At 65.3% G+C, this 19,218-nt stretch carries 16 protein-coding genes and 1 pseudogene; 9 read left to right on the forward strand and 8 right to left on the reverse strand.

Features of this window, described 5'->3' with window-relative positions; translation table 11 throughout:
* Nucleotides 1-16 precede the first annotated feature (16 nt).
* Both ACEN9H_RS16705 and ACEN9H_RS16710 read left to right on the forward strand, forming a co-directional pair.
* Nucleotides 17-1,252 (forward strand): TCR/Tet family MFS transporter, encoded by a 1,236-nt coding sequence (locus ACEN9H_RS16705; RefSeq protein WP_413671312.1) that lies wholly within the window; start codon nucleotides 17-19, stop codon nucleotides 1,250-1,252.
* Nucleotides 1,249-2,085, forward strand: coding sequence for an EamA family transporter (locus ACEN9H_RS16710; RefSeq protein WP_413671313.1), 837 nt, complete (start codon nucleotides 1,249-1,251; stop codon nucleotides 2,083-2,085). Before ACEN9H_RS16705 ends, ACEN9H_RS16710 begins: the two co-directional genes overlap by 4 nt.
* A gap of 2 nt (nucleotides 2,086-2,087) precedes the next feature.
* On the opposite strand, the gene ACEN9H_RS16715 is transcribed toward ACEN9H_RS16710, so the two are convergent.
* From ACEN9H_RS16715 to ACEN9H_RS16730, 4 genes are all read right to left on the reverse strand, one after another.
* Nucleotides 2,088-3,584 (reverse strand): glycoside hydrolase, encoded by a 1,497-nt coding sequence (locus ACEN9H_RS16715; RefSeq protein WP_413671314.1) that lies wholly within the window; start codon nucleotides 3,582-3,584, stop codon nucleotides 2,088-2,090.
* Entirely contained in the window at nucleotides 3,585-5,105 is a 1,521-nt protein-coding gene (locus ACEN9H_RS16720) for a tryptophan halogenase family protein (RefSeq protein WP_413671315.1), read from the reverse strand.
* A 73-nt stretch (nucleotides 5,106-5,178) separates the two neighbouring features.
* The gene (locus ACEN9H_RS16725) at nucleotides 5,179-8,034 is read right to left on the reverse strand and encodes a TonB-dependent receptor (protein WP_413671316.1); all 2,856 of its coding nucleotides are present in this window, start codon (nucleotides 8,032-8,034) and stop codon (nucleotides 5,179-5,181) included.
* Nucleotides 8,035-8,313: 279 nt separating this feature from the next.
* The gene (locus ACEN9H_RS16730) at nucleotides 8,314-10,488 is read right to left on the reverse strand and encodes a TonB-dependent receptor plug domain-containing protein (protein WP_413671317.1); all 2,175 of its coding nucleotides are present in this window, start codon (nucleotides 10,486-10,488) and stop codon (nucleotides 8,314-8,316) included.
* A gap of 145 nt (nucleotides 10,489-10,633) precedes the next feature.
* Between ACEN9H_RS16730 and asd the strand changes: the two genes are divergently transcribed.
* Both asd and ACEN9H_RS16740 read left to right on the forward strand, forming a co-directional pair.
* Nucleotides 10,634-11,485 (forward strand): archaetidylserine decarboxylase, encoded by an 852-nt coding sequence (gene asd, locus ACEN9H_RS16735; RefSeq protein ID WP_413671318.1) that lies wholly within the window; start codon nucleotides 10,634-10,636, stop codon nucleotides 11,483-11,485.
* 56 nt (nucleotides 11,486-11,541) lie between these two features.
* Nucleotides 11,542-12,108: a DUF7010 family protein gene (locus tag ACEN9H_RS16740; RefSeq protein ID WP_413671319.1), complete on the forward strand. Its 567-nt coding sequence runs from the start codon at nucleotides 11,542-11,544 to the stop codon at nucleotides 12,106-12,108.
* Between the two features lie 3 nt (nucleotides 12,109-12,111).
* On the opposite strand, the gene ACEN9H_RS16745 is transcribed toward ACEN9H_RS16740, so the two are convergent.
* Nucleotides 12,112-13,023, reverse strand: a complete 912-nt coding sequence (locus tag ACEN9H_RS16745) for a LysR family transcriptional regulator (RefSeq protein ID WP_371763403.1) — start codon at nucleotides 13,021-13,023, stop codon at nucleotides 12,112-12,114.
* 109 nt (nucleotides 13,024-13,132) lie between these two features.
* Here ACEN9H_RS16745 and ACEN9H_RS16750 point away from each other — a divergent pair, with 109 nt between their 5' ends.
* The 3 genes from ACEN9H_RS16750 (at nucleotide 13,133) to ACEN9H_RS16760 (ending at nucleotide 15,239) form a co-directional block, all read left to right on the forward strand.
* Complete coding sequence (locus ACEN9H_RS16750; protein ID WP_413671320.1) at nucleotides 13,133-13,726, forward strand: FMN-dependent NADH-azoreductase; 594 nt, start codon at nucleotides 13,133-13,135, stop codon at nucleotides 13,724-13,726.
* A 25-nt stretch (nucleotides 13,727-13,751) separates the two neighbouring features.
* The gene (locus ACEN9H_RS16755; protein WP_413671321.1) at nucleotides 13,752-14,645 is read left to right on the forward strand and encodes a pirin family protein; all 894 of its coding nucleotides are present in this window, start codon (nucleotides 13,752-13,754) and stop codon (nucleotides 14,643-14,645) included.
* 108 nt (nucleotides 14,646-14,753) lie between these two features.
* The gene (locus tag ACEN9H_RS16760; protein ID WP_413671322.1) at nucleotides 14,754-15,239 is read left to right on the forward strand and encodes a hypothetical protein; all 486 of its coding nucleotides are present in this window, start codon (nucleotides 14,754-14,756) and stop codon (nucleotides 15,237-15,239) included.
* On the opposite strand, the gene ACEN9H_RS16765 is transcribed toward ACEN9H_RS16760, so the two are convergent.
* Entirely contained in the window at nucleotides 15,208-16,356 is a 1,149-nt protein-coding gene (locus tag ACEN9H_RS16765) for an acyltransferase family protein (protein ID WP_413671323.1), read from the reverse strand. The two genes, ACEN9H_RS16760 and ACEN9H_RS16765, sit on opposite strands and share 32 nt — an antisense overlap.
* 99 nt (nucleotides 16,357-16,455) lie before the next feature.
* Here ACEN9H_RS16765 and ACEN9H_RS16770 point away from each other — a divergent pair, with 99 nt between their 5' ends.
* Together ACEN9H_RS16770 and ACEN9H_RS16775 are read left to right on the forward strand one after the other, a co-directional pair.
* A complete protein-coding gene (locus tag ACEN9H_RS16770; protein WP_056131492.1) occupies nucleotides 16,456-17,430 on the forward strand; it encodes a succinylglutamate desuccinylase/aspartoacylase family protein in 975 nt (324 codons plus the stop codon).
* A 68-nt stretch (nucleotides 17,431-17,498) separates the two neighbouring features.
* Nucleotides 17,499-18,110, forward strand: coding sequence for a LysE family transporter (locus tag ACEN9H_RS16775; RefSeq protein ID WP_371763509.1), 612 nt, complete (start codon nucleotides 17,499-17,501; stop codon nucleotides 18,108-18,110).
* A 24-nt stretch (nucleotides 18,111-18,134) separates the two neighbouring features.
* Here the strand turns inward: ACEN9H_RS16775 and ACEN9H_RS16780 are convergent.
* Both ACEN9H_RS16780 and ACEN9H_RS16785 read right to left on the reverse strand, forming a co-directional pair.
* Nucleotides 18,135-18,362, reverse strand: a pseudogene (locus ACEN9H_RS16780) (lipid-A-disaccharide synthase N-terminal domain-containing protein); the annotation flags it as partial.
* Nucleotides 18,355-19,218: a phosphatase PAP2 family protein gene (locus tag ACEN9H_RS16785; protein WP_413671324.1), complete on the reverse strand. Its 864-nt coding sequence runs from the start codon at nucleotides 19,216-19,218 to the stop codon at nucleotides 18,355-18,357. The gene ACEN9H_RS16785 and the pseudogene ACEN9H_RS16780, both read right to left, overlap by 8 nt.

The following is a 19,218-nucleotide window of genomic DNA, read 5'->3' on the forward strand; positions in this document are numbered from 1 at the left end:
TCGTCCCGGGACGCCCATGGCCAAAAGCGCGAACCTGAATTTCGTCCTCATCTGCGTGTTCATCGACATGCTCGGCATCGGCCTGATCGTGCCCGTGCTGCCGAGCCTCGTGGGCGAATTCGTCGACAACCGCGCGCAGCAGGCGCTGTGGTACGGCGTGCTGAGCGCCACGTTCGGGCTGATGCAATTCCTGTTCATGCCGATGGTGGGCGCGCTGTCCGACCGCATCGGCCGCCGCCCCGTGCTGCTGTATTCGATGGGCGGCATGTGCATCAACTTCCTCGCGACCGCCTGGGCACCGAACCTCGCCTGCCTGTTCATCGGGCGCGTGATCGGCGGGGCGTCGTCGGCCAGCATGTCCGTCGCGTCCGCGTACGCATCGGACGTGTCCACGCCGGAGAACCGCGCGAAAAGCTTCGGCAAGATCGGCGCCGCGTTCGGCTTCGGCTTCATCTGCGGACCGATCCTGGGCGGCCTGCTGGGCAATATGGGATTGCACCTGCCGTTCTACGTGGCGGCCGCGCTGTCCGCCGCGAACTTCGTCTACGGTTACTTTGCCGTGCCGGAATCGCTGCCGCGCGAACGCCGCGCGGCGTTCCAGTGGTCGCGCATCAACCCGTTCGGCTCCCTGCTGCGCCTCGTGCGCCGCACGGACATCCGCGGCCTGATCACCGTCTACACGCTCGTCGCCTTCGCGCAAATGATGCTGCAGTCGACGTGGGTCCTGTTCACGACGTTCCGCTTCGACTGGACGCCGCGCGACAACGGCATCGCCCTGTTCTGCGTGGGCGTGTGCTCGATCGTCGTGCAGGCCGGGCTGCTCGCGCCGCTGATCCGGCGCTTCGGCGAAGTGCGGCTGTCGCTGATCGGCCTCGCGTCCGGCGCCGTCACCTACTTCCTGTACGCGCTCGCGACGCACGGCTGGATGATGTACGTCTTCATCCTGTGCAACCTGCTGTCGTTCGCCGCGGGACCGGCGCTGCAGGGCATCCTGTCGAAATCGTCGTCCAGCCGCGAACAGGGAGAACTGATGGGCTCCCTGCAATCGATCAGCAGCGTCGGCCTCGTCGTCTCGCCGCTCGTCGGCACCTGGCTGCTGGGCGCCGCGAGCCATCTGCCGCCGCAGGACTGGCGCGTCGGCGGGCCGTTCTTCCTGTGCGCCGCCATGCAGGCGGCCGCGCTGCTCGTCGCGCACCGCTACTTCCGCCGCCACGGCATTCCCGAGACGGCACCGGCCGCCGAGCAGGCGTGACGCCATTCGTGCTGGGCGCCGTGCTGGGCGCGGCGCTGCTGCACGCGAGCTGGAACACGCTGCTCAAGCGGCGCGGCGAGCCGCTGCTCGCGACCGTGCTCGTGGTGGCCGGGTCGGCCTGCGTCGCCATTTTGCTGCTCCCCTTCCTGCCGGCACCGGCGCGGGCCAGCTGGCCGTTCATCGCGGCGTCGGGCGTCGTCCAGGCGGCCTACTTCCTGCTGCTCATCGAGACCTACCGCGACGGCCAGGTCAGCCACGCCTACCCGCTGATGCGCGGCTGCGCGCCGCCGCTCGTCGCCAACGTCAACGGGCCGCTGACGGGCGACCGGCTGAGTCCCGGCCAGTGGGTCGCCATGCTGCTGATCTGCGGCGGCGTGCTGGGGCTAGGGCTCGCCGCGCCGGCCGCCGGTGCGCGCCGCACGACCGTGTTCGCGCTGCTGACGGCCGGCGTCATCGCGGCCTGTACGCTGATCGACGGCCAGGGCGTACGGCGCTCCGGCGCGCCGGCCGCGTACACGCTATGGATCTTCCTGCTGACGGGCGCCTGGGTAGGCGCCTGGACGGCCCGCGGCCGCATGGGCGCGCTCGTGGCGTTCGCGCGCGCGCACCCGCTGGTGGCGCCGCTGGGCGGTCTCGCGTCGGTCGGGTCGTACGGCATCGCGCTGTGGGCGATGACGCGCGCCCCGGTGGCCGCCGTCGCGGCGCTGCGCGAGACGTCGATCCTGTTCGCGACCGCGATCGCCGCCTTCATCCTGCGCGAACCCATCGGCCGCGCACGGCTGGCGGCCGTCACCCTGATCGCGTGCGGTGCGGTCGCGATGCGGCTGGCCTGACCCTATTGTCGAGGCGTCGCAACGACAGTCACCACGGACATGGGCCGCGCATGCACGGACAACCTGGCGCCGCATGATGCGGGTTTCGAGGTCGCGAGGCTGTCTTCTGCCCGGGTCATATAGGTCTTGCATGTCATCGTGCCGCGTTTTGCATCCGGCAGCCGAATGTCCAGCATCCGCGACACGATACCCGGATTGACGGCCACGATGACGACTTCATGCGTTTCCGGATTTTCAGCCACCAGCGCATCCGGGTTATCGGATTTCAGGAACCGAAAGCCCGGTCTGATGAATCTCGTGAAATTGGCAAACGCCCAGAATTTCTTCGTGATCTGATAGTCCGGTCGCTCCAGGTTTGAAAAATCAGCCTTGATCAAACCCCAGTTCGAGCTGTTCTTTGGATCGGACGACCTGTTTTCGATGGCTTGCCACAGGACCCAGGCGCGGGGATTCATGCTGTTGATGTCGGTAACGATCTGCTGCGCGAGCGCGATGGCTGGGCGCATGTCGTTGACGTCTTCCCGCACATTGCTGGGCGATAGATCGACTTCCGACATCCATAACCGTTTGCCGGACGTTTCCGCAATATCCCGCACCCCGCTCTTTCCGATCCATTCGTAGGTATGGACGTTGAGTTGCCGGATGACGCTTTTCGCATCGGGTGACAGGCCGGCCCAGTCGACGAAAAACGTCTGGGGATTGGTTTCGTCCGGCCCGGATATCTCCGTCTTCATGCCGTATTCGGTCAAGACCCTGGCCAACGCAATGAACATGCGCGACTGCGCTTCCGGCGACCAATGTGCGCCTTCCTGTTTATTGGTGGAAAACCAATAAGGTGTATTCGGCTCGTTGACCGGAGACAGCGTTCTGAATCGGATACCGTGCCGCCGCTCGAGCTCCGCCGTGACGCGCGCGAGATATTTAGCAAATTGGGTTTCGAATCCCGGAAGGAGGTTGTCCTCCAACCCATTGACGTTACCGGACACCAGGCCACTGCGGGTCATGAAATACGGCGGCGAGTTCGAAAACGCCTCGAGGATCAAATCGCGCGGCGTGACCCGCGCTTTGATGGCATCGAGCCACCAGCGCTGCCCGGCATCCGCGGACCAGTCCCACGCATCGTCCGCGTCCGGATTCCACCCATCCGGCTTGCGCCAGAATCCGGGAATGTCTCCACCGGGCCGCAAATACGATGGTGTCCCGGGCGCATTGCCGCCACCAATATTGTAACGCGCAATATTCAGTGCGAGACCGTCCCGTCCATAGAGCAGATCGGCCAACCGGGTGCGCTGCGGCTCGGCGAATTTCCCGGTCACATGGGCAAACCAGGCAAGCGCGGTTCCCCATCCTTCAAACGGTGGCGCCGGATGCCGCCAGTCGACATTGATCGCGACGGGGACGGATGCCGGCTTTTCGTCGGCATGTTCTGCATGGGCGCCGCTTGCCAGGACACCCAATCCGATGACAACCACGTGGCGCAGTACCTTGGGAAACCTCATTCAGCGATTCTCCATGGTCGAGGTCAGCTTGTGTTCCTTGATGTAGGCGGCGTGATCTGGCAACCTCGACACGATGTTCTTGAAGTTGCGCTCCAGATTGCCGTATGCATTCGCGAGCATGGCGTCGTCCTGCAGGACCATGGTCGGCATATAGGTTCTTGGTCGAATACCCTGCCCCAACAGGACGGCATGCCACGACGTACTTTGGAACAGTTCTTCGGCAGCGAGGTTCAGTTGTCCTCGCTCACGGAACAGCGCAATTCTTTCCTGGAGACTGTCCGGGATCTGCATGGCCTTTACGTAGCGCCATAATGCCGAGTCGTCACGTTCCGTAGCGTGGTAATGCAGTATGAGGAAATCTCTGACGTTTTCGACTTCCCGGCTCGCCTCCTTGTTGAAAGCCTGTGCGCACACCGGCGACAAGCCGGCATCCGGAAAATAGCGGATGAGCCGCTGGATGCTGGATTGAATGAAATGGATGCTGGTCGACTCCAGCGGCTCCAGGAACCCGCTGGCAAGCCCGATGGCGACCACGTTCCGGGTCCACGGCGTCCTGCGCCTTCCCGCCGTGAACTTGATGCGGTTGATCGGCGCGAGCGGCTCCCCTTCCAATCCATCCAGCAGACACCGCTCTGCCGCTTCATCCGTGGCGAATTCGCTCGAATACACCACACCGTTACCAACGCGATGTTGCAAAGGTATCCGCCATTGCCAGCCGAAAGGTCTGGCGGTGGAAATCGTGTAGGGCGTCAGTGCCAGCTTTTGTTCACAAGGCACCGCACAGGCGCGGTTCATCGGCAACCAGCGCGACCAGTCTTCATACTCGACACCCAGCGCCTGCCCGAGAAGCATGGCGCGCACGCCGGAGCAGTCGATGAACAAGTCACCCGGCACGAGCTCGCCCGACTTGAGCTTCAGGCCTGTGATATACCCGTTTTCGGGGTTGCGTTCCGCCGTCAGCATGTCGCCGATCTTGTGGGACACCCCGCGCGCCAGGCAGACCCCCTTCAGGTATGTCGCGTAGCGGCCGGCGTCGAAATGATAGGCGGACTGGAGATGCTGAAGCGGATCGCCCGGCCGTTCGGACGCGGGCGCAAATACGTTATGTCGCGCTGCTAATGTGCATAGCGAGAATTCGGAGAAGTCCGACACTTGCCCCTGCTCCCTCAAACGCAGCCAGTACTGGAAGAAGTAGCCGATGTCGCGTTCCACCCCGTACGCGCCGAAAGGGTGGAAATATGTCGAACTCTCGTTGCGCCAGCCGCGAAATTCGATACCGAGCTTGAACGTCGCCCCGGTGGCGCGTATGAACTCGGCTTCATCGATGCCGATCAGTTGATGAAACGCGCGGATCGGCGGAATCGTCGCCTCGCCGACGCCCACCGTGCCGATGGCGTCCGATTCCACCAGCACGATCTCGACGGCGTGCCCAAACGTGTGGGACAACGCGGCCGCCGTCATCCATCCGGCGGTACCGCCGCCGAGGATGACAACCTTCCCAATCCATCTATCCTTGTCCATCCTGTCCCCTTTGGATCGCGTGCACAAAAAGCGCGCCGCGGAAAGACCGGGGGCGCGTTCGCTCATGTCGGCGTTAGAAGCTTGCCTTCAGGGACACGCTGTATCGACGATCGTTAAGTTGCCACAACAAACCGCCCGACGGCCGCTCGACATAGGTGTGGTACATCGAGTTCCTCAGATTCACGGCGTCCGCCGACAGCGTGAAGATCTTGTTGATCTGGTAGCTCACCGACGCATCGAGCGACGAATACGGCGCCGCGTACTGGTTCGCACCGAACACACCGCTGCCGTTGATCTGGTCGAGGTAGGAGGAACGCCAGTTGTACGCAAGACGCGCCTGTAACGGTCCTTTTTCATAGAGGCCGATCAGGTTGTAGCTGTTCTTGGACAACTTCGGCAACGGAATGAGGGTCCCGGGCTTGAGCTCGACTTTCGAATCGACATAAGTGTAGTTGGCCTGTATGCCGAATCCCTTGAATGGGTCGGGAAGGAAATCAAAGAACTGGGTAAAGCCGGCTTCGATGCCTTTTACCGAGCCCTTGCCGAGATTGATGCTGGTGCCGATATCGTAGATGACGCCACCGAAGTTCATCGGTTCCGTGCCGCCGGCCAGGTAACCGTCGATATCCTTCTTGAACAAACCCAGGAACGCCATATTGGAAGTCCCCCAATAGTCTTCCAACGTCAAATCGTAGGACGTCGCCGTCATCGGTTTCAGGTACGGATTACCGGAACTGCCCGTCGGACGGCCGTTGGCGTCGTACTGCGAAGGAATGTTCGGATTCAGCTGGACATGGGCGGCCATGTCGGTAAAGTTTGGCCGCGTCATCGTCTTGCTGTAGCCGAAGCGGACCTGCACATCCTCGTTCAGGTGCAGGCGTGTATTGAGGCTCGGGAGGAAATTCCGGTAGCTGTTATTCAGCGTGGCGGCGCGTGACCCGGTGCTGTCCTGGACATAGCCGATCGACGTCTGGTCGGTCTTCACGACGCGCATACCGGCGGTACCGTCGAGGTCGTAACCGAATACGCTTGTACCGAAGTCACCCGTGACGAAGAACGACCGCGTCTTTTCGTGTTGTTCATTGATATCGCCCGGCCGGAACGACGTATCGAACGTATAAGTATTCGGCTTTCCGGCGAACAACTGCGCATACGTCGCGACGGTTCGGTCGAGAACGCTCGAGTTGGGATTGGCGTACTCCGGGAACACGGCAACAGGCCAACCAATACCCGGCTGCATGAAATTGCTGGACGGCCCGGCGTAGGCGAGATCCGGATGTTGTGCGACCGGAATCAGCGGACACGCACCCCAGCTGGGGTTGGTGCCCGTATCGTTACAGACACCGGTGTTGTTCCAGTTACCCCGCAACAGCACCTTGGTATCGGCTGCGCGGATGCCGACGTGCAGTTTGGTAAAGAAATGATCGCCGAGGTCGTAGTCGAAATCCTGGCTGAGCGCCGACATCTTCAGCTTGTGACGATCGACCGCATTGGCGAGCCACTCATAATACCAATTCTTCGGATTGCCGAAGTAGGCGTAAGGATTGCCCGGATTGGCTGGATCGACGATCGAAAATGTGGGGATCCTGCCACGCACGTCGAAGGCGAGATTCAGGTTGGGGATATTGGCGACGCTTCTGTTTTCATTGTCGTAAAGCTTGATGGAGTCGCCATTGCGGTCGGCGTCGTAATTGGCACGTTCGTACGCGAAATCGGTCTTCGACTTGAGCCTGTCCGAAATGCGCCACTTGACGTTCACCGCGGACAGGTTCGTGCGATTGCGAACATCCTGGTCGAACCGGGAAGATGAAAAAATCTGCGGCGACAACGTGCCGCTGGTGGCGCTGCCATCGGGCGCCCACGTCCATGTGGAACCCGCCGCTGCGCGCGGGTCGCTGTTCTTGTCGTCGCCGTAGATGTATTCGCCGCGACGGATGAACGTGTAGTTCGAATAGAGATTTTGTGCCGTGAGGAGAACGTCGCTGTTCACCTGCCACTGGTAGGCGAGCGCCAGGCCCTGGCGCTTTCGCTCACCCGAGTCCTCGTACATCTCGAAGGATGTCGGCACATAGAGTTCCGAGAGAGACCCCTTGTTTGGCATCGAATTGTAGGCCGCAACCTTGGCCGCCGAGGGCGGTTGCGCCGCGTCGGTCGCACATTTGCCAACCGTTGCCGTCAGGCAGTGCTGCTGCTGTTGAAGAACGGCGTCCTGGCGATAGTAGGTCTTGCTGGCCGTGGCATTCACCAGGAAGCCCATGCGGCCGAAATCCGTCTTGAACTGGCGGCTCAACAGGCCCGAACCCGAGGGTGAATATTTGCGAATCCGGTCGTAGTAATTGGACTTGAGCGTAATGACGTTGATGTCTTCTTTCGAATCGAATGGCAGTCGCGTGCGAATGTTGACCACGCCGCCGACACCGCCTTCGATCAGGTTGGACGCCGCGTTCTTGTAGACGTCGACGCCGGCCATGAGTTCGGAAGGCAGCCCTTCCAGGTCCGGTGCCCGGCCGCCGTTGGCCGTAAAAAAGTCGCGTCCGTCGATCAGGTTGCGAACCTGGGTAATGCCGCGGATCGTGATCGCGGGCTCGGTGCGATGGTCGTAATCGGTGCCGCCCTCGCCATAGCGGCGCTGGATCTGGACGCCGGCGACCCGCTGCAGCGACTCGACCGTACTCACGTCCGGCAGTTTGCCGATATCGGTTGCCTGGATCGAGTCGACGATCTGATTGGCGTCCTGCTTGAGATCGCGCGCCGACTTCAGCGCCGCGCGCTGACCGGTGACGATCACGGTGCTCGGGGCGCTCGTGTCCCCGCTTGCACTCGCCGTGGCCGCCTCCTGCGCATGCGCGGCCATCGGCCCGGCCACCAGAAGTGCACAAGCGTTGGCCACCATCGTCTTTTTAATCGTTTTTACATTTCCGTTTCGCACAGCAAATATCTCCTTATAGTAATTTTTGGGCATTGCCTTGTATGCTGCCGGCTCGTTTGGATCCCATTCCAGCCGGCGGGAATGTCGCGTACGTCATCGCACTGAACCATCGGCGCAGCGCGACAACGTTGTCGCATAAATACAATGTTACGAGAAAAGATTGGCAACAATCCTATGCGGATTTTGTATGGTGGTATAACGATTGCGGATAGATTGGGATAGGCGTCCGGCCCGGCGTGGCCGGGCCGGTGCGCGATGCTGCGGCGCGTCGATGCGGGATCAGAATTTCATTTCGAGCGTCGCGCGCACGCTGCGGTACAGCGGCGTGATGGTGCGCGTCGACTGCGTACCGTTGCCCGCCAGGACGTAGCTGCTTTCGCTGATGGTGTCCTGCGCGAGCAGATTCGCGGTGGCGACGCGCAGTTGCAGCTTCGGGTCGAATTTCCACAGCGTGTACAGGTCGAGGTCGCGGCGCACGGACTGGTAGCTGATCTGGTTCGCCGACACGCGCACCTGGCCGCCGTTCTTGAACACGTACGAGCCGCCCACGGTCAGCGGTCCGCGCTTGTAATCGGCACCGAGCGTGGCCGAGACGGGCGTCTGCGCGTCCAGGCGGTTGTTCGGACCCGGCACGGAATCGACGGTCGACCAGTTGCGCGACAGGCTCGCGCGCAGGTCCAGCGCCTCCCTCGTGTCGATCAGGGCCTTCAGCGGGAATTTCGCCTCCAGTTCCACGCCGTGCGTACGCGCCTGGCCCGCGTTGGACGGCGTCGACACCCAGCGCGTGCCGTCGAACAGCACCTGGTTGCGCGTGTAGTCGTCGATGCGCCGGCTCGATACGCTCGCCGACAACAGCGCGCCCTCGGCCCAGTAATGCTCGTACGACGCGTCGATGCCCAGCGCCAGCTCGGGCTTCAGGTTCGGGTTGCCGATGAAATCCGGTTCGGTCTGGCTGTTGTTGACGGACGTGAAGCGGTGCGGGATGAGGCTCTGCAGGCCCGGCGCCTTGTACGTGCGGGTGACGGCGAAACGGACTTGATCGGCCTTCGTGCCGGGCAGCTTGTACAGCGTCTGCATCAGCGGGCTCCGCACGGTCGAGCGCGAGTGCGCCGTCGCGAACGTGTTGCCTTCGGTTCGCGTCTGGATGCCTTCCCAGCGCGCGCCCAGGTACACGGACCAGCGCGGCGTCACGTTCCACTCGTCCTGCGTGTAGACGGCCAGCCGGGCGACATGGGCGTTGTAGATCTCGTCGCCGCCGGGCAGCGCGACGTCGGGCCGGAAATAGTCGCGGTCGCGCCGGGCATCGTCGCGCGTCGAATAGCCGCCGTCCCAGCCGAACGCAAGCGCATGGCCTTCCCAGCTGGCGCTCGTGTATTTCCCCATCGAGCCGATGCCGCGGTCCGTGCCGGCCGAGAAAATCACCTCGTGCAGCGCGGGCGACGCCGGGTTGCCGCTGCCGGTGCGATAGGTCGCGTTGGCGAGGGCCCCGTACAGGCCGCTCAGCTTGGCATCCAGCTTGCCGCCGCCCGCGAACTTGTGCACCCAGTTCAGCTCTTCGCGGAAGAAGCGGTTATCGTTGCTCATCGTCTGGTCCAGCGCCGGATACGCGGGGAGCGGGCCGAGCCGGGTCGACAAACGTCCCTCGGACGTGTTCTGGAACCGGTTGATGTTGAAGAACGTCTGCGACGTCAGCGTGTCGCCGTTGGCGAAGCTCCAGTTCAGGCGCGGGCCCAGGTTGAAGGCCGTGAACCGGGCGGCGTCGGACTGGCCACCCAGGCGCAGGCCGTCGAGATGGCCGGCCGTGTCGAGATGCCGTTCGACGGTCGCCGGCTCGCGCCAGAAGTGCGAGCGCGACAGGTTGGCCGACAGCGAATACGACAGCTTGCCGACGCGGTCCGACAGCTGCAGGTTCACGGACGGGTTCGCCACGTCGTGCCCGTGGCCATAGCCCGCCTTCAGTTCGCGCTGCGCCGTTTTCACCGTCTTCTTGAGGACGATGTTGATGGTGCCGGCGATCGACTGCGTGGAGAATTCCGCGCTGGCCGCGCGCAGCACTTCGATGCGTTCGATGACGTCCGGCGCCAGCGAATCGATGGAAAACCCGGCCGGCGCACGCTCGCCGTTGAGCAGCACCTGCGTGTACCCGCTGCCGAGCCCGCGCATCCGGATCTCGCCGCCGCGTCCGCCTCCCGTCCCGCTGACGGTGACGCCCGGCACGCGCTTCAGCACGTCGAGCACGCTCGTGTCGCCGTACTTGACGATCTCGTCGTGATTGACGACGATCTTGCTGGCGGTGTCGTCGCGGCGCGGATCATAGGCGTCGGCCGCGCCTTTGACCTCGACTTGCTGGATCCTGTCCCCCTTCGCAAGCGGTGCCGACGCTTGTTGGGCGTGAGCGACGCTCGCGGCGCCGATGGCGGCGGCGAGCAAGGTGAGGCGGAATGGCGTTTTCACGGTATGCATGTCAGAATGGCAAAATAGGCGGCCGCTATTGTCCGTCAGATCATCGGCTTTTTGTTGCTTTCGCGTAAATATTTTTGATATGCATTACCGTTGGCCCGTGCCGCTATAATGGCGCGTCTTCATATCGAGGTTTACCGTGTCCGATCGCCTGAAAGTCCTGCCCCAGTATCTGTTGCCGAAACGGCGCCTCACGACGTTTGCCGGCCGCGTGGCCGGTGCCAATGGCGGCACGGTGACGACGCGGCTGATCCGCTGGTTCGTCGCGAAGTACGGCGTGAACATGCAGGAGGCCGAGAATCCGGACATCACCAGCTACAAGAGCTTCAACGAATTCTTCACCCGTCCGCTGAAAGCCGGCGTGCGTCCGCTGGCCGAGGCCGATTTCGTCTGCCCCGTCGACGGCGCCATCAGCCAGTTCGGCGCGATCGACGATCACCACATCCTGCAAGCCAAGGGCCACCGCTTCACGACGACGGAACTGGTCGGCGGCGACGCGTCCCTCGCCAAGCAGTTCCAGCACGGCTGCTTCGCCAACCTGTACCTGTCGCCGAAGGATTACCACCGCCTGCACATGCCGTGCGACGGCAGGCTGACCCGGATGATCTACGTGCCGGGCGCCCTGTTCTCCGTGAACCCGACGACGGCGCGCGGCGTGCCGAACTTGTTCGCGCGCAACGAGCGCGTCGTGTGCGTATTCGAATCGCCGGAACACGGCCCGTTCGTGCTGGTGCTGGTGGGCGCGACGATCGTCGGCAGCATGGCGACCGTGTGGCACGGCGTCGTCAACCCGCCCCGCATGCAGAAGGTGACGGAGTGGACCTATGATGACCGCGACATCGTCCTCAAGAAGGGCGAAGAGATGGGCCGTTTCCTGCTCGGCTCGACGATCGTCATGCTGTTCCGCCCCGACACGATCCGCTTCAACCCGGACTGGGCGCCGGAACGCGCCGTGCGCCTGGGCGAATCGATGGGCAACCGGCCGGCCTGATTGTACTGACAAGTTTTTCGTGGCAGCATGGACGCCTTATTTCATGGAGGCAAGCCATGCAGGACACCCTTACCGTCGCCGGCGCCCGGCAGGACATGCGCACGGCTTACCTGGGCGGCGCGCCCGGCCTGTTCGTGTCGGGCACCGTGTGGACCATCGCGGGTCTCGTCTGCCTGTGGAAGTCGCCGCACGACGCCGTCTGGGCCCTGTACGCGGGCGGCGTGCTGATTCATCCGGTGTCCTCCCTGCTGACCCGCCTGCTGGGGCGCTCCGGCAAGCACGCCGCGGGCAATCCGTTCGGCATGCTCGCCTTCGCGACGACGATCTGGATGATCATGATGCTCGCCCTCGCCTACGGCATCGCCCTGTGGCGCATCGAGCTGTTCTTCCCCGCGATGCTGTTCGTCATCGGCGGGCGCTACCTGACGTTCGCCACGGTATTCGGCACGAAGCTGTTCTGGGTGTGCGGCGCCGTGCTGGCGCTGGCGGGCTACGGCCTGGCCGCCCTGCATGCGGCGCCGGCGGCGGGCGCGTTCGCCGGCGGCGCCATCGAGATCGTGTTCGGCATCATCGTGCTGGCCGCGCTGCGCGCCACGAAGGACACGTTGCGCATATCGGCCTGACGCTTATTCGGACTTGTTCCGGTCCTTGCAGAACACCTCGTCCAGCATATCGAGGAACGCCCGTGTCTTCGCGGGCATCAGCCGCCGGCCGGGGAACACGGCCCAGCCCGTCGAGCCGGGCAAATCCCAGTCCGGCAGCACGCGCACCAGTTCTCCCTTCCTGACGTGCTCGGCCACGATGAAATCCGTGCTCGCCGCGATGCCGGCCCCGCTGCTCGCGATCTTCGCTAGCAACTGCGGCGAATTGGCCGTCAGGCGCGCCGTCAGCTCCTTTTCCCAACGCACCTTGCCCCGCTGCAGAATCCACGGCACGGCACCGCCCGATCGGCTGAGGATGCACAGCAGGTCGTGCTGCAGCAGATCGTCCGGATGCTCCGGCAAGCCCCGCCGCGCGAGATAGGACGGCGCCGCGTACAGGCCGAACTGCTGGATGGCGACGCGGCGCGCGGCCAGCGTGGAGTCCTCGGGCAGGTCGCCCATGCGGATCGCGATATCGAAATTTTCCGCGACGAGGTCCACGCGCCGCGGCGACAGGTCCAGTTCGAGCGACACGGCCGGATAGCGGTCCATGAATTGCGGAATCATGTCGGCCATGACGACGTTGGCGAAATCCTGCGGCATCGAGATGCGCAGCTTGCCGCTGGGCGCCGCCTGCCGGTGCTGGGCCAGCGCCCCGGCCGCCTCCACCTCTTCCGCCACCTTGCGCGCGTGTTCCAGCAGGCTGGCACCGAACTCCGTCAGCATCAGACGCCGTGTCGTCCGCTGCAGCAGGCGCTCGCCCACGCTCGCCTCCAGCATCGCGATGCGGCGCGATACGGTCGACTTCGGCAAATCGAGGCGCTGCGCGGCCATGCTGAAACTGCCGGCCTCGACGATGCGCGCGAACAGCAGCAGGTCGTTCGGTTCGACGTCCATAGATGGGATTGTTCCACTAGTTGAATAATGTTATCCATTCTACCGTCTACCGCACGATATTTGGAACCGCTAAAGTGTCCATATCGAAACGCAAACCAAGGAAGACACCATGAACATCCTGCAGATCAATTCCAGCCTGCGCGGCACCCAATCCGAATCGACCCGCGTGGCCAATGCGATCGTCGCCAAAGTGGCCGCCGCCAATCCGGGCGCGACCGTCACCGTGCGCGACCTGGGCGCGAACCCGCATCCGGTGCTGGACGAAGCGGCGCTGGGCGCCCTGTTCACCCCGGCCGACCAGCGCACCGCCGACCAGGCTGCCCGCGTGGCCCTGGACGACGCGCTGATCGCCGAAGCGCAGGCCGCCGACGTGATCGTGCTCGGCGCCCCGATGTACAACTTCGGCATGCCGATCCAGCTGAAAGCCTGGTTCGACGCCATCGCCCGCGCCGGCGTGACCTTCCGCTACACGGAGAACGGTCCGGAAGGCCTGCTGAAGAACAAGAAGGTGTACGTGGCCGCGGCCCGCGGCGGCATCTACCCGCTCGATGCCGACCCGCAAGTCCCGCACATCCGCATGCTGCTGAACTTCCTGGGCCTGACGGACCATCAGTTCATCTACTCGGCGGGCCTCGCGATGGGTCCGGAAGCGGCAGCGAAAGGCCAGGCAGAAGCGGACGCCGCAGTCGCAGCACTGGCATAAACCATCACAGCGTCAAGGAGAGATCATGACCCAGCAAGTGCAAACCCAGGCCGTGGCCACCAGCCGCGGCGTCGAACGCCTCGTCGGCGGCCAGTTCGTGATGGATGGCGCGGGCGTCAAGATCAACCGTGTCCTGACGCAAGCGCTGCAGCGCCGCCTCGACCCGTTCCTGATGCTGGACGCGTTCGGCAGCGACAAGGCCGGCGACTACATCGCCGGCTTCCCGGAGCACCCGCACCGCGGCTTCGAGACCGTCACCTACATGCTCACCGGGAACATGCGCCATCGCGACAGCGCCGGCCATGAAGGCGCGATCACGAACGGCGGCGTGCAGTGGATGACGGCCGGCCGCGGCGTGATCCACTCGGAGATGCCGGAGCAGAACGAGGGCCTGATGGAAGGGTTCCAGCTGTGGCTCAACCTGGCCGCCAAGGACAAGATGAGCGCACCGTGGTACCGCGACATTCCCGCCGCAGCCGTGCCCCGCTTCACCCTGGACTCGGGCGCGACCGTGCAAGTGATCGCCGGCAGCTCCCACGGCGTCGCCGGCGCCGTGCAGCGCGAGGTGACGGAACCGCTGTACCTGGACATCGAGCTGCCCGCGGGCGCCACGTTCGAGCAGGCGCTGCCGGCCGGGCACAACGCGTTCCTGTACGTGTTCCGGGGCGAGGTCGTCGTCGAGGGCAAGGCCGTGCCGCAGGCGCGCATGGCGATCCTCGACAACGCCAAGGCCGCCAACGGCGTGCGCATCAAGGCGTCGCAACCGTCGCGCCTGCTGCTGATCGCGGGCCGGCCGCTGAACGAGCCGATCGCGCAATACGGCCCGTTCGTGATGAATACGCAGGCCGAGGTATTCCAGGCCGTCGAGGATTTCCGCAACGGGAAGTTCACCGACAGCACCGCAGCTTCGGCAGCCTGATCGTCCAGTTTCCCGCGCGGGCGGGCGAGCTCCCCGGAGTTTGCCCACCGCGCGTTTCCCGTTCTTGGTCTACACTAGCGCGCATTGCATGATTGACGTTCGCTAACGATGCCGCTGCTCCCCGTCCTGTCGTCCCTGCTGTCCCGCGCCAGCCGCGCCCTCGGCCTGGAAAGCGTCGACGCCTTCCCGCCCGGCCACCGCTATCCCTACACACGCTGGGACCGCGCCTATTTCGACATCGCGTCCGACCTGACGGCGGACCGGATGGAGACGGCGATCTGCGAAGCCATCATGAACACGCCGATGGTGTTCGCCCACATCACCCATCCGACACCGCGCATGCAGCGCGCGCTGCTGTCCATCATCCACGCGCGCCTGCGCCGCGGCGGCACGGCGCCGACGGACCTCGTCGCGATGCTGATCGATGCCTGCGACAGCCCACGCACGCCGGAAGCCCTGCCCGGCCTGCGCGCGGCGCTGGCGTCCACGGACGGCTACGACCCGTCGATGCGCATCGCCCACCTGCAAGCCTGGCTGGCCGACATGCCGGCCGCCTTCGACGTCATCGAAGCGCCGGTGCGGGTACGGGGCTGAGCGCCGCGTCCCACCGTGCGCGCAGGCGCATGAACGGCGCCTCGACGAGGACGTACAACAGCCACCCGGCCGCCAGCGATGCCGCCATGCATGCGGCGATCGTGAGCGCCTCCTCCGGCCCGTGGCCCGCCTGCGCCAGCCTTTGCGCGACGAGAATGCTGACGGATTTGTGCGTCAGGTAGATCGCGTACGACCACAGCGCGAGCCTGGCCGCGCCCGGCACGCGCACGCGGTGCAGCAGGGAATCCGGCGCCAGCGCGGCCAGGATCAGCAGGGCAAAGCCGAGCGCGAGCAGCGGGTAGCCGGCCACCGTCTGCGCGTATCCATAGTGATCGTCAAGAAACCACGCGAACGTGGCGCCGATGACGGCCGTGCCGGCGGCGAGCAACGCGGCGCCGTGCGCAAGCAGGCGGCGCCACAACCCGGGCGCGCGATGCTTCAGCAGCGCGAGCGCCACGCCCGCCAGCAATTCGTCGGCGCGGCACCAGCTCGAGTAGTAGATGTACTGGTAGTAGTAACCGAGTCGGTTAGGTGCATTCTCGCCATCCTGCCAAATCGTCGCGCGGGCCAGCATGCCGCCTGCGACGGCCAGCAGCAACGCACCCCACGCCCAGCGCTGCCGCACTCCGCCTTGCCCCAGCGCGGCACCGAGGATGGCGGCCGCCGGCAACAGCATGTAGAACTGCTCTTCGATGCACAGCGACCACGCGTGGGAAAACGCGGTGCCCGGCTGCAGATGGATGTTTTGCGTGAACGTGAGGTATTGCCACAGGGGGAGCATCGGCGTGCCGCCGCGCCACGCCGGCCACAACGCGTACAGTGCCAGCACGACCCAGAAATTGGGGAGCGTGCGCAGCAGCCGCCGCACATAAAACCGGCCAAGGCCGAACCCGCGGGCGGAACCGAGCGCCGCGAAAATCTGGTTGCCGATCAGGTAGCCGGACAGCGCGAAGAACAGGTCGACGCCCGCCCAGCCCATCGTCCCGACCCAGCCGAACGTGGGCGCGTCGCTGACGAACAGCGTGTAGTGGTGCAGCACGACGAGCGTGACCGCAAGGGCGCGCAAGGTATCGAGGCCGTGGATGCGGGACGCAGTCCCCGTATTGACGCCGTCCATGCTCACATTCATCTACGAAAACCACGGATGATGCCATGGGCGGGGCCGGCACGCTACAATGCCAGCATTCTTCGCATTCATTCTTTTGGAACACGACGCATGATCCCCGCCAGCCAGCTGCACTTCAAGTCCGTCAACTACACCGGCCAGGGCCCCGGCCCGAAAGTCATCATCATGGGTGCCACGCACGGCAATGAAAAGTGCGGCACCCAGGCCATCCAGCGGATCATGGCGGAGATCGACGCCGGTACCCTCCCCATCGTCAACGGCAGCGTCACCTTCGTCCCCATCGTGAACCCGAAGGCCTACGCGCAGAACACGCGCTCGGGCGACCGCAACCTGAACCGCGACCTGTCCCCGAAAGCCGAACCGCACGACTTCGAAGACCATGTCGCCAACTGGCTGTGCCCGCTGCTCGCGCAGCACGACGTGCTGCTCGACCTGCACTCGTTCAACGCCGCGCACGGCGAACCGTTCGTGATGGTCGGCCCACTCGACAACGAGGGCCCGCTGGAACCGTTCACGCACATGCGCGCCGAACGCGCACTGGCACGCCGCCTGGGCGTGCGCCGCTTCGTCACGGGCTGGATGGCCGCGTATGGCGGCGGCGTCCAGCGCCGCTCGCGCGGCAACGCGCAGGAACTGCAAACCGTACTGCGCTACGGCATGGGCACGACGGAATACATGCGCAGCACGGGCGGCTACGCGCTGACGCTCGAATGCGGCCAGCACCTCGACCCGCGCGCGCCGGACGTCGCGTACACGGCGATCATGAACACCCTCGCCTTCCTGAAAATCATCGACGCACCGGAGCCGCAACCCATCCCGTTCGAACAGATGGAAGCGCTGCAGATGGTCGTCGTGCACGACAAGCTCGACGCCGGCGACCAGTTCACGCGCCAGTGGGCCAGCTTCGACCCCGTCGCGGAAGGCGAACAGATCGGCGTACGTGCGGACGGCACGCCCGTCGTCGCGGAATTCGCGGGCCGCATCCTGTTCCCGGACGTGAATGCCCAGCCGAACCACGAGTGGTACTACCTCACGCGTCCGAATCCCGCGTTCGGGCGCGAGTGAGGCCGAGGTCTGCGGACTGACGCCGACGGTGCTACGATGTCCGACACCGTCCACGCCGCCTTCAGACCATGACGTCCGACACCTTGTTCCTCATCCTCGGCATCCACGCGCTGGCGCTGATCTCACCGGGTCCCGACTTCGCCGTCGTGACCCGCACCGCCATCGTCTCCGGGCGCCGTGCCGGCCTGTGGGCCGCCGCCGGCGTCGCGACGGCGATCGGCATCTACGTCCTCATCTCGGTCCTCGGCATGTCGCTCGTGCTGGCCGCGCTGCCGGGTCTGTCGCGCGTGCTGGCCGTCGTCGGCGCGCTGTACCTCGCCTGGCTCGGCATCCAGTGCCTGCGTTCCCGCGGCCAGCTGCCCGAGGCGCAGGCGGCCCAGGCCGGCCACAAGGCGTTCGTCAGCGGCTTCCTCACGAACCTGCTCAATCCGAAGGCCATGCTGTACTTCGGCTCGGTGCTGTCCCAGGCATTGAAGCCGGACCTGGCCGCGGCCGACGTCGCCCTGCTCTGGACGCTGCTCGTCGCCGAGTCGCTGCTGTGGTTCGCGCTCGTCGCGCTGCTGTTCTCGTCGCGCCCCGTGCTGGCGTGGCTGCGCGCGCGCCTCGTCTGGCTCGACCGGACGGTGGGCGCCGTGCTGCTCGTGCTGGCCGCCAAGGTCTCCCTGCTCGCCGTGCGCTGAGCGCCGGATCAGCTGCAGGTTGCGCAGGTAGATCGCGACGCCGAGGCCCTGCCCGGCGACGAACACGGGATCGCGCCGGTGCAGCGCATAGGCGAGCAGCACGAGCGCGCCGGCGATGCTCAGGTACCAGAACGACACGGGGATCACGCTGCGGCGGTCGCGCTCGCTGGCCAGCCACTGGATGACGAACCGGCCCATGAACACGGCCTGTCCGCCGAAGCCCAGCAGCAGCCACCCATCCACGTCAGCCATCCTGCCTCCTCCTCTGTGCCCGTTGGACGAGCCGGACCAGGCCGATCCTGCGCGGCCACCAGCGCACCTGCGGCGCGCGGATCGGCGGTGCTCGGGACAGGCAACCGATCTCCCAGGCGCCCCAGGCGAGGCACGCGACCGCGAGCAGGCGCTGCGCGGGCAGCACCGCCGGAATGCCGATGTGGCGGCTGACCACGAGGCTCGCCGCGACGGCCATCAGCACCGCACCGGCCAGCTTGCCGGCCGGTCCCGCCGTCGGCCACGGCCCGTGCCGGCGGGCCTGCAGCGCGAGGCCGCACCACGCGCCCAGCCAGCCGCCCAACATGCCCCACAACACGTCCAGCGGCCAGTGCACGCCGACCATGATGCGCGACACCCCAACGAGACTGGCCAGCACGAGCAGCAGCCCACGCCACAGCCGCCGGCCGCGCACGCCCATCGCCCAGATACCGGCGAGCGCGAACGCGGCCGCGGCGTGGCCGGATGGGAAGGACACGCGGCGGTAGGCCGGTCCGGCCTGGTGAAACGCGCCGCCCGCGAGCACGGACAACGGACGCGGCACGTCGACGAACGCCTTCGTGACCTGGGTCCACAGGCCCGCCACGACGGCGGCCAGCAGCGCGGCCCAGAACAGGCGCGGCGCGCGCCGGATCCAGGGCAGCACGAGGGCCAGAGCCACCGCGCCATCGCCCAGCATCGTCAGGTGGAACCACACGAGGTCGCCGACGCCCTGGCCGCTCCGGTTCAGCCACAGGAACAGCGTACGGTTGGTGCCCGTGGCGAGGATGCCGGCCGCCAGCGCCAGCGCGACGGCGGGCGGGAGCCAGGTCCAGGGCGAGCGCAGTGAGACAGGCAT

Source organism: Massilia cellulosiltytica, from assembly GCF_047325105.1.
Taxonomy (GTDB): Bacteria; Pseudomonadota; Gammaproteobacteria; order Burkholderiales; family Burkholderiaceae_D; genus Telluria; species Telluria orientalis.